The sequence below is a fragment of the Phocaeicola sp. RTP21198st1_B8_RTP21198_201120 genome, from assembly GCF_040929485.1.
Classification (GTDB): Bacteria; Bacteroidota; Bacteroidia; order Bacteroidales; family Bacteroidaceae; genus Phocaeicola; species Phocaeicola dorei.
This window is the reverse complement of the sequence record NZ_JBCOCI010000048.1, coordinates 25,590-37,940: the sequence shown is the minus strand read 5'-3', so window position 1 is coordinate 37,940 and position 12,351 is coordinate 25,590. Positions and strand designations below refer to the sequence as shown.

Genomic DNA, 12,351 nt, shown 5'->3' with positions numbered 1-12,351 from the left:
GATTGTTCATGGTACAAAGGTGCAAATTTTCTATAGAATTAAAGAATTTTCCCCCTGATTTATCGGGTGAGCCAAAACTACCTCATCAATCTCACCACTATGAGGATTGAATTTATAACGGTCGGAAGCACGTTGATTACCAAAGGTATTGAAAGAAACATTTGCTACCCCATCTGATAAGGTTATCTGTTTGTAACCGGGATTATTTAGGGCTAATTGTTCATAAACTTGTTGCCAACAAACATAGGACGAAGAATGAGAAACATTCTTTCCAGGTTGATCACTACCTCTACCACCACGCAGAGTCACCCCACTATGTGTACCTCCCTGTTGTACTTCCACGCCAAACACTTTATAGAAACCTGTCCGATACCATCCAAAAGACCATGTTAACCCGGTAAGGGCCATAGCCAATAAAAAAAACAGCGCATACATTCCACCTGCAACATGCAGGTCATACCAAAATCTTCTAAAGCCCCTGCCGACAGATATTCTTAAACTATTTTTCAAGGCTTTTCGTGTACGAGGCCACCAGATAACGATACCCGATATCAAAACCACGACAAACAACAGGGTGCTGACACCTACAATCATTTTTCCCCAAAAGACTCCGCCATCCGCTTTCATACTGTCCAACAGCCAGCGATGCAGCCTGAACATAGTCACAAAAAATGCAGGACGTTCATATTTACCTTTAATCTCACCAGTATATTGATCCACATACATAGAAGCACGACGAGGCTTGGACAGATTCACCTGCCAAGCGCGTTCCGGGTCAGAAAAAACACTGATTCCTATCACAAACACACTGTCGGGTAACGTGAGTTCTACCTCTTCTAATAATCGATCAACAGGAAGTGGAACTGTCTCTACCTTTTTTACATAATAGAGTTCATGCCTAGCCAGTTCCATCACTTCATTTTCAAAAACCAGCATAGCTCCCGAGAAGCAAATCAAGGTAATGATTAACCCGAAAGGAACAGAAAGCCAAAGATGTATTTGGCGAAATATTTTCTTCATAAAATCTTCAATACAATTCATAAAAAGAGTCTGCATAAGCACATACTGCCCGCAGACTCCCACTATATTATTACAATACTCAGTTCTGAGGTTGCAGTTTACCGACGCCACTGATTTGTGTCGCTTCTATAGAAACACCCTTTGTCGCTACCGCACCAACCAGATCTATTTTATAAATAGACGGATATCCTTCTGTTGTAGTTACAGCCATATAGGCATATCCATTCTCCACATACGGAGTATTACCAAAGCCAGAGATCAAATCGGCAGAAGGCAAGCCGGTTACATAAGTAAGTTTTCCGGTTTCTCCTTTATATATCGCTAACTGATTAGCTGTGAAACCAGTTTCAGTCAAGGGACGATCATACATCAACAACAAGAAATAATCTCCCGTAATATGCCAACAACGAATGAAAGATTTACCTCCGGTCTGCGCTTCGATACTATAATAATAATCAGGATCAAACTCTTCTGTTCCAGCCTTTATACGTACGACTCCAGCATCCAAGGTAGTCTGTTGCCGTTTATCAGCCATTGTTTTGGCATAACTAGGAGAAAATACATAAATATCACCATTATCTGCCGCCCAAATAGTTTGGTAATATTGAGACTTCATTCGCCCACAAGCATAGCTGATTTTATCAGTCTCAATAATCTTTTTAGTAGTCAGCGTTTCATTATCAAAAATAGCGACCCAGCATTTGTTGGGATATTGCGTCCATTGCAATTCGCCTTTTTTATAACTGCTGCTGTTGGAACCACCGTCTTCTGTCTTTACCAAATCATCATTGCCAGGAAGTATCCATTTTCCCCCGTCAGTGGCCGATCCATATTGACTTAACCCCATTGGAATAGCAGCGCTATACAGCTTATTATTTTGTTCCAATATGCCGGCCAATGTTACATATTCTCCATTTCCCAAGAAGTTCTCGGACATATAAGCCTTATTTTGAGTATCATTCGTTGTAAATGTTTCAGCAGATACATCCAAATAAGAAAGCAAAAACATTTTTGGTAAATATCCATTCTCATCAGCATACGCAGTGGGTCCGTCACCGGTAGACGAGGTCATGATATATTTATCATAAATACCGTAAGTAGTAAATCTCTTTATGGCAAACTCCCCCGAACAAGCCTTTACTTCATTATTTGAATCCATGATATAAGAACGGGTCGTACCTGCATTCCCTTGATTATAAGTCAGTGCATAAAGATATTGATTCTTGTAAAACACCCATTGAGTTGCGCCATCATTCACAAGACCATTATTCACTGTAGAAACAGTGCCTTTATCCAACGTTTCAGAAGTAAGCAGTACATTCGTTGTATTTCCAGACGCTGTGACCGAAGATGCAATAACATACTCACCTTTAGCCTCGGTACCCGAACCGTAATCCGGCTCATTATCCGTACATGCACTCAACACCATTCCTACTATGGCAATAGCAACAAATCCATTCAAAAAGAAAACTTTCTTCATTTTATTCTTCTATTTAATTTAAAATCCAATTAATTATAAACTTTTTCCAATTCTTTAATTACCGAAACAAACACGCAGTTTACCATAAAAAGCCCGACCGGCCTTCTGAAGACTAAAATTATCATATAACTTCTCATCTGTGAAGTTACGACATTCCAATGATACGTTATATCGTCCTTTTTGCAAACTATAAGAAAGGGATATATTGTGTGAGAATTGATCAGGTACCACATAGTCCCCCTTATTTGAGCCTATTCGGGAAGAATAATAAGTAAAGCTATGCAGATATTGATTATCATAAGACACTGTCAACATATTGCCTTTCCTTCCTAAATCCCGCCAATAAAAAGTAACATCCGAATCAGCAAACATATAAGGCAGGTTCGGCATCCGTTCTTTATAAGCCAAATTTTCCGCACTGCTGGAAATAGATGTTTTCATATTGTCGCGTACATCCATTTTAGTAAAATTACCTCCTATACTCACCCAATTGCCAAAACCGTAACGAGCAGAAACAGTATATCCTTTCGTCAATACTTTACCGTAATTAATATATTTCGCAGCATATTTACCACCACTCAAATCCGCAATATTACGCTGAATATAATCTTTCGTATTCCGATAAATCACTCCACCTTCCATATATACAGAATGCCTGCCAAATGTTCTGTTATAGCTCAAATTAAAATTCAAATTATCACTACTCTCAGGTTTTATACTGATATCTCCCATTTCCAAATCCTCATCTCCAAACATTTCTTCAATAGTAGGCAGACGATATGCTTTTTCGTATGACAATTTTGCCTGCAAACCGGATAGAATGAAATAAGTTCCCGCAGCTCCATACCCTATGGAATTCATGTTTCGGGTAGTACGGACATAATCATCCTGATTCGTAGTCGTAGCCATAGGACCTGCTACATACAAACTATAATATTTTCCAAACACTGAGAGGTTCCAATTATCAGACGGCATCAACCGATAGGATAATCCGGAGATATTCTTATGGGTTTCTTTAGCGATGGCATCCTCCGATTCCACCTTAGCCAATAAAGAAGTATTAGAACGGCGAAAAGTATTCAACACATGATTAAAGGTCAGCATGTGTATTTTCGCCAGACGGTAATTAACAGTTAATGTTCCATTCCAATTGTTATTATCCGCCCGTGAATATTGATTGGATTGTTCACCGGGTGAGTTCATTAATTTCCTATCACCCAACCAATTGTACTTATATGAAGCTGTATCTATATTTGCCGTTGCATTTTTATTATAATTGGCAGTCAATGCCACATTCAGACCTTTGATTAATAAGTCACGCTTATTATACTCCAATGACGGCATCAACGAATGTCCTTTACGATGTTTTTCCCCATAAACTATTTCCTGACGTACTCCGGTCTGTATCTCCTTATACATATGTGAATAAGTAAAGCCCAACATCAATCTGTCTGCCCATTTCTTATCCACAATGCCAATCTTACCTATAACCGCCTCATTATGATAGGTATCATTAAAGCGCTTGACACGTACCCTTTTATCTTTATCAATTCTTCCGGTTTCAAAGTCCTCTACCGGTGCATCCACATGATAATCATTATCCGAATAGTTTTGGAAAGCATTTATTTCATAAGTAAAGCCATTTTTGAAAGTTTGTCCGAAATTCACATACGATTTATGCGTATTGAACGACCCGTATGAATAGGAGCCATCCAAAAACCAATTACGTCTCTTCTTATTGGTTACAATATTGATAACACCACCTATAGCATCCGTGCCAAATCCTACAGGAACCACCCCTTTATACACTTCAATCCTATCTGCAAAATTCACAGGAATATTATTTAAGCCAAAAGAACTCCCTACTCCCTCCTGAGGTACACCGTCAATAAATATCTTCACATGTTTGCCACTGAAACCATCCAACATCAATTGCATATCCGAACCTACCCCACCTGACTCACGGAGTTCCATTCCCGGAGCTTTAGCCAAAGCATCACTCAGATTTTTGGTAGAATTCTGGAACTCTTTTGTATCTACAGCTATCGCATTGAATGCGGAACGTTTCACACGGGAAACCCCGTTAGATACCACTACAACTTCATCCAATTCTGTCACTGACGGGGCAATCATTACATTCATCTTAATCCTTTCTCCATGAACTAAAGTTATGGGCTTTTCTATAGTCTCATATCCTATAGCCGAAACAACCAGTGTATATTTCCCTGCCGGTGCATGAAGATGATAAATACCTTCTTCATTCGTTGTACAGCCATAAGTTGTACCCTTCAAATATACGGTCGCAAAATCTACGACTTCCTGTTTTTCTTTGGATATCACTTTACCGGATACCATTATCTTAGGTTGTGCAAAGATAGATATCGCTCCGATTATTAAAAAAAGGGATCCTAAACTAATCCTTTGTAACTGTCTTCTTACCATGAATGCCTATAATTCTAAATTCTTAATTTTTGGGAATGCAAAGTTCTATAAAAAGAAAGGGGGAAACAATCACCTGATATCGGTAATCTTTTCCCCCATTTTACAGAATATATATACTACGCAATAGCTCTTTATAGGTATTTATGCAATAAACACGCTATCGGGTCTAGTTCCGGAAATCAAACCATAGCTTCATTCTAAAGCCATCATCCCCTTTATTAATTTTAATATAAGAAGCCTCTCCTCCTGTCCCCTGAGAGTTGACAGCCGGAATTTCAAATAAGAACGAAAGGTCTCCAGCAGGATATTCCTTTACTGATATTCCACGGCTTTCACGGTCACGCTGCTCCTCCGGAGTGAAGACGCGAAAGAAAATACCGTCAGTTTCCGAATAAACTGTCATCGGTGTTGTCTTTGATTGGAGTGTTGCCCAATAGAGATCTGCATGATACCCTTTGAATTCCGGATAAATAAGCTGATGATAATATTCTCCCGTCACCGTATTGTTGTAGTCCTTCTGCCAAATACCATAATTCGTTCCTTCGATACGGTTCTTCCATACCCGGTAAGGACCTTTGCCTAACCAACGCATCCCACTGATGTTCTTTTCAGGAAAAGAGAATGAAAAACCGAAATTAAGAACCGGACGGTCAAAGTATACACCGTCAAACTTGTTCTTTGCTCTGTAATTCAGCACTAATGCATCCATTCCAAGCAATCCGTCAGGTGCCATTCTCCAGACAATGGAGTCGGCCGCACCTTTATATTTTACGGTATAAATGGCAGTATCACCTTGCATCTTTAGGTTAGCAGAACAGAAAAGCATCTTCATCCCGACCGGGAGAGGACCATCAGACAATGGTATGATCTTGCTACCGTTCTTCACTTCTACCAAATTACCATTCGCTTTGTTGAATGTTGCTGTAACTCCATTCGCTATCAGTGTAACACTATTGTCGTCTGTCTGATATCTGGCAGTAGCAGTTGTTGTCGGTTGTAAATACCTGTATTCTATAAAGTACTTACGGTTATTCTTGATAGGAAACGTCCAATTACATATCATATCTCCCGCTACATTGTAGGCTTCCAATTCCAAGATGTCTCCATTGAAGAATTTCTCAGGCAAATCAAAGTGGGCTATCCCCTTCTCGCCAGGCTGAATCGCAGGTAACAGTACGCCGCCCTCCGCTAAGCAGATGGGGCTGTCGGACACCTGTGGAATAGGTAAACGCATTACCTTCCACTTCATCCGGCATTCGCTTAAGTTGCTGAATAAGTAATCGTTAGTTACATAAAAATCTCCTTTGAAAGAAGAAGTTATTTTTAATGGATGTATTTGAATGGGTGACCATACCTCCCGAACAGTATAAAAACTGCCTTCTTTTTCGCGATTTGCCCCCACAATACCATCGGGAGCATTAGGACCGTAAGTGTCCATTTGTCCGGTATCTGTACGGCGGACAGCTTCATCCACATATGCCCAAAGGAAGCCACCGGCAAAAAGTGGATTTGCCTTAAACTTTGACCATAGTCCTTTGAGGCCTGCACCCTGTCCACGGTCATAGAGGCCATGCAGGAACTCCGTCATCATAAAAACCTTATGCCCGCGTTCCAACCGATACATGTTATCCGTACCATTAGGGTAATGACGTGTATCCAAGCCATTGAAATCCGCCCACGGATGAATGACGTGACGTTTCTGCGGATCATAGTCGGCAAAACGATTGTCAACAGCAGTATTCCATCCTCCTTCGTTACCATTTGCCCAAACAAAGATACACGGGTGATTCACATCACGAAATATCATCTCAGGCAGTAACTTTTCTGCTATTTCAGTGCTATAGCTATTCTGCCAACCACATAATTCATTGAGATAAAGAAGACCTATGGAATCACACGCCTCTAAAAAATGAGTATCTGGTGGATAATGTGAACGCACGGCATTCATATTCATCTGCTTAATGAGCAAAGCATCCTTCAGACTGAGTTCCCGGCTGATTGTCCTACCTGTTTCCGGATCAAAGCAATGACGGTTAATCCCCTTCACTAAAAGACGAGTACCGTTCAGATATACGCCATCTTCAGGACGGAATTCAATGGTACGGAATCCTATGCGCTCCGTAATCTCGTGCACAACATCTCCTGTTGTGGAAAGAAGACGCATCGTGAGCCGGTAAAGGTTGGGATGTTCAGGATCCCATGTCCTGATATTGTTCCAATGTGTGGTAAGTATCTGTTTCTCTTCCGTCGAAAGCCCGCATACCTGCCGCCCTATAGGAAGCTGTGAATCACAGGAAATGAGCGACAGTTCCAATTGTTGTCCTTTGGAAATATTTTTCAAATATACATCTGTGTGCAACGTACCGTCAGCACGGGCATCCACCGCTATATGTTCTATTTGCGTGCGAGGCTTTGCCGTCAGATATACAGGACGATAGATACCTCCGAAAAGCCACCAGTCAGCCCGGCGCTCCGCTGCATTAACTGATTTATCAGCCGACTGCTTCTTCACCGTCACTTCCATCAAATTCGTTTTCCCGAATTTCAGTCTGTCCGTGATATCATAAGAGAAACGATAGAATGATCCCTGATGAACAGGGCCAGCGATGACATCGTTGATTTTCACTTCAGCATCAGTCATAACACCTTCAAATACAATACTTATCTGTTTGCCTTTCCAAGTGTCCGGAACATCAAAACAATGACGATAGATGCCGTATTCATCGCAAAAATCATGTTCCCTGTAGGCATCATATTGCTTTTCTTTCTCGTGTTCCTTATAAATATAATAGCGCCCGTAGGTATAGCCTCCAAAACCTTGCTGTTCCCAGCAAGACGGAACATCTATCTTGCTCCACTTTTGAGAGTTCATACCTGAAGAGCACCAGAAATTCCACTTCACAGTATGATCCGGTCCTGTACCGGAAAGATACCTCACTTCTGTCTGTTGAGCTTTTGTCGTGCAAAAGCATAATAAAATAATGAACAGTCCAATAATTTTCTTCATACAATTCATGCTACATTAATAGGTTGGTTGAACTGGAAATACATAGAACATTCTGTCTGGTTTGAAATCAATCATCCATTGATCTATCAGGACATGATCATCCAAAGCAGTGATGGATAAAGTATGCTTTCCTTTCGTCAATTGATGACCAGTTTCACGAACAGCCTGTCCACGGAGTACATTCTGTTTCCATCCTTCCGAACGAAACGGCTCTTTAATAGAACATATCCGAGGCTTTTCACCATCTATACTAACACTGAAACGAATATCTCCTTTATCATTAGGTTGTGTCGGGATTACGGCAGTGCGCAGTATCGCCTCTCCATCCCATAAACAATCAAACTCAAAAGTAATTGACTTTCCCTTTGGTACGGAAACAGCATTCATACTATGTCCCAATGATTGAATCGTCACGACCCCTTTGGATGCGCTTGTATAATCGCAAGCATTAGAAACAATACAATGATCCTTAGCCACTTCCTCCAAAGGTAACGATTTTGGTCTTCTAAAAGAAGCATATTTCTCTATTTCCTTATCTGTCAGCCATATGGGAATTTCAGGCGGATAGAACACATATAAATCCCGCGGATTATGGCACATGGAGTATTTCCATTTGCCATCTGCCAGTTCATTGTTATAGTAATCTGTCAAATCGCGGATTTCCTGGTAAGCTTTAATGCTTTTGGCACAGGCAGCCATTAATTGACTTTCGCGGGTCCATAAAGTCGTGTCGCAGCTTCCCGGAGAGATGCAACGTGCTCTTTGTGCCTCCAGCATCTTTGTGCTCATGGCAGCAGCGCCAAATACAGGATACTTAATTTGGGCAAAGAAAGCATCTTTGCGTTCCTGAGGAATCATTGGTTCCACTTCCGATAAAATCTCTTTAATGGCTTCATAGGATTCCAGATAACGATCCAGTTCGCCGCCGAATTCGGTTAAGCTAAAGTCCGTATTTTTAACCGGAGACCAGCCTTTGGTATATTTTTTCTTGTCCAGCTCCACTTGGTTCCAACCCATAAATTCCGGTTTACGGATGCCGCACAGGCGATAAAACTCTAACATGGCAGGCAATAATTTTTCTCCTGCTTCTTTGCCAAATTCGCGGCAAAGCCAGCTCTTCTGATGCTCCACAAGAGTAGATGGAGATACGGAATTGATATTCCATGCCATATCCAGAAAGAGTTCCAAATCGTATGCCGCGGGTTTCAAATCGTGCACATTAACCACCCACAAACGGCGGGCATTGCAATCGTATGCCTGTTTCATTTCACTATAAATCAATCCCGGCTGGGTAGTGCATAACCACATATAGTCATGCGGACGCCCCCAATAACTGAGATGATAATACACTCCGGCACCTCCGTTACGCTTTTGCTGTTCCTTGTCACTTAAACGGGTCATATAGCCATAGTTGTCATCACACCATATCAAAGTGATGTCTTCCGGCAGTTGCAAGCCATTCTCCATTATTTGAAGCACTTCTTTATAGGGGACAAAAGCCTGGGGAATTTTCTCCACATCTTTATCTACATACTTCGATAATAACTTGCGCTGGTCGTCAATAACCTGTTGCAGTGCATCGGTCTTTTCCTGAAGGGTCTTGACCCCTTCCATTCCACTGTCGTGAATACCTCGCATACCCATGGTGTAGAAATTTTCATAAGGTCCAGCCTCTTTCAGCCGTTCTATCCAATAGGATTGTACCCCTTCACGGTTTGTTATGTAATTATAGTCACCCCGTTCATTGACTTTCCATTCACCTACATTATTGCGCATCATTGGCTCGCAATGCGAAGTACCGATGAGAATGCCGCAACTGTCAGCTGCTTCTTTAGCTCCCGGCACAAAGTAGAACGGAGTCGTAATTCCATGCATTCCCGGCCAAATAGCATTGGCACGAAGGCGCATCAGCAATTTGAAGATTTCTTTATAAGTACGTGCACCAATACGTCCTTTTATATCAGACGGTTCAAAGTTTTTCCAGCTCCAAGGCTGCAAGCTCCAGTCTTCATCATTTAAAAAGATTCCACGATACTCTACCGATGGACTCTGAAAAGTAGAATAATCAGCCGGAAGGGTCAATCGCTCTTTTCTCATTGGTGTCACATCTCCCCACCATACCCATGGAGACACTCCTGCCAAGCGGGAAAGTTCAAGTATGCCGTAAGCAGTTCCCCGACCGTCACTTCCTACAACCAACAACTGATTTTCTCTTATCTTTATAAAAAAAGCGTCTTTTCTGGCAACAATACTATCCACCGGGATTCCGTCTTTACGGAGATCTCTTAGGATAGACTTGTTTTTATCCAACTGAATAATATTAATAACCGCCGTTCCGAAAAGAGTTTTTTGAGGTAATACCCCCGTCACCTGTTGCATGTCACCCTTAAACATATCCAGTGCTACCGTCACTACTGGAGAAACAGATCCAGGCAAGGAATAAGTAATAGGACGTTTACCATTATACCAAACAAATTCTTTATTGGCAACAACCTCTCTTGTACTAGCTGCACAAATCACTACAATATGCACAAACAAAGCTACACTGGTTATAGCCATAATCAATAATCGACTTTCCCTTTTTAATTTCACATTCATCAGTTATTCTACTTTAATTGATTTTTTTAATAACGAGGATGCCATATATCATAACATCCCCGTCCTAAACACATCTCAATACTATCTAATCACCTTACTAATACCCTGGATTCTGATCTTCAGCACTCATCAACTCATTCGCATCAATCGCCGCCTGAGGAATAGGACGAAGTAATTTCTTTCCAATCATTTGTGCGGCCCGCCCTTTTATCTGAGGATTATATAAATCATTATACTCCACCAATTTCTGTGTACGTCTTAAATCAATCCATCGAGATCCCTGTCCAAATAACTCACAAGCACGTTCTTTTAAAATAACATCCACATTTATTTCAGTTACCGCATCAAGCCGTGCACGTCGGCGCACTTCATTCAAACGAAGCAAAGCATTTCCCTTATCACCAGCTTTTAAATAAGCCTCTGCTGCTACCAAATAAATCTCAGGAAGCGTAATAATATGTACATCACGATAATCTGTTTTATTAGAATAACTAGCAGTATTAGAATCATCAAATTTACGACAAGGAGCGCCCCCATAAGAATAGGTTACGAATTCCTCATAATCAATTTCTCCAGGCATATATTCTTGAGGATCCCGTGTATGATCAGACATCGGTAGTATCCATGTATTTTTACGATTTTCAGGATCAAGAGCTTTCCATGCATCGATATCTTCTTCTGTTTCATACCATGCCGGATAGTAACGTTTCAAAGGAATTCCTATAAAAGTTCCACCATTCTTATACCAATCCCAATACCAATAAGCGGATGCAGTAACAATATCAGGTAACTCCTTCATAAACGTTACCCCATAGCGTATATCGCCTTTTTCAAAACACTGCAAAGCATGTAAAGTCGCAATAAAAGCAGAAGTACTCCCCTTTCCATGATCTTCTTGCCCCCCCATATGATTACAATAAAAGGAACTCCACGGATGCCCACCACTGACTGTATTAGCAGCCGTAGCATAGTCATATTCCACATCCCAAATAAATTCTTCGTTATCATCTCCACTACAATCCGCTCTCCAAAGATCCTCGAAAGGAGTAACCAAAGCACGATTAGCTATCACGTCATCTGCTACTTGGGCTGCTTTGGCAAAGTAATCTTTTTTATCTAAATCCCAAGCTGCTGCTAAATAAGTTTTAGCTAATAACGCACGAGCCGATTCAATACTTATACGACCACCACCATCCAAAGCGGTAGACTTTTCCATAGCTCCGGCAGCTATTACATTCTCCAATTCCTCAATAATATAAGTGTAAACATCAACCACCGAAGATTTAGGATATCCGGTTTGAACATCAGCCACATAATCTTTCATCAAAGGTACCCCCCCGAAAGTATTTACCAATATATAGTAATAATTCGCCGCCAATACTCGTGCCTCATCCACACGCCTGCTACGCAAATTCTCATCAATAACTGCATCCGCCGCATAATGTTTTATAGCATAAGCCGCACGGATACCTTTATAACATGCCGTATAAAGCTCTTTCATCACACTGTTTTCAGGATTTAAAGTTTCATATTCATGCAACTCATCATTGATATAATTACGCCCATCAGCATACATATCCGTACCTGCATTAAAATAAGTAGTATAACTGGATACTGCATAAACATCTCGTAAAGTACTATAAGCATTTGATACCAAAGATTCAAAACCTGTCTTAGTCGAGAAATATTCTTTGTCCGTTACATTTGACTTATTATCTGTAGTCAGAAAATCTTCACAACTTGTAGTCAAAACAAAGCCAACCAATATGACTGCCGTATATATATATTTTTTCATACCATTTAC

The 12,351-nt window shown here is 40.9% G+C and carries 6 protein-coding genes; all 6 read right to left on the bottom strand.

Going from position 1 to position 12,351, the window contains the following annotated elements:
- Positions 1-30 precede the first annotated feature (30 nt).
- The gene (locus AB5935_RS15845; RefSeq protein WP_410523897.1) at positions 31-1,020 is read right to left on the bottom strand and encodes a PepSY-associated TM helix domain-containing protein; all 990 of its coding nucleotides are present in this window, start codon (positions 1,018-1,020) and stop codon (positions 31-33) included.
- Positions 1,021-1,099: 79 nt separating this feature from the next.
- On the bottom strand, positions 1,100-2,500 hold the full coding sequence (locus tag AB5935_RS15840) for a DUF4374 domain-containing protein (RefSeq protein WP_038611900.1): 1,401 nt from the start codon (positions 2,498-2,500) through the stop codon (positions 1,100-1,102).
- 54 nt (positions 2,501-2,554) lie between these two features.
- Positions 2,555-4,855 carry a TonB-dependent receptor domain-containing protein gene (locus AB5935_RS15835; RefSeq protein WP_410523898.1) on the bottom strand — a complete coding sequence of 767 codons (2,301 nt, stop codon included), beginning with the start codon at positions 4,853-4,855 and terminating at the stop codon, positions 2,555-2,557.
- A gap of 253 nt (positions 4,856-5,108) precedes the next feature.
- On the bottom strand, positions 5,109-7,949 hold the full coding sequence (locus AB5935_RS15830) for a glycoside hydrolase family 2 TIM barrel-domain containing protein (protein ID WP_007848267.1): 2,841 nt from the start codon (positions 7,947-7,949) through the stop codon (positions 5,109-5,111).
- A gap of 15 nt (positions 7,950-7,964) precedes the next feature.
- Complete coding sequence (locus tag AB5935_RS15825; protein ID WP_007841244.1) at positions 7,965-10,547, bottom strand: glycosyl hydrolase 115 family protein; 2,583 nt, start codon at positions 10,545-10,547, stop codon at positions 7,965-7,967.
- 97 nt (positions 10,548-10,644) lie between these two features.
- Positions 10,645-12,342, bottom strand: coding sequence for a RagB/SusD family nutrient uptake outer membrane protein (locus AB5935_RS15820; RefSeq protein WP_007841246.1), 1,698 nt, complete (start codon positions 12,340-12,342; stop codon positions 10,645-10,647).
- Positions 12,343-12,351: the final 9 nt, after the last annotated feature.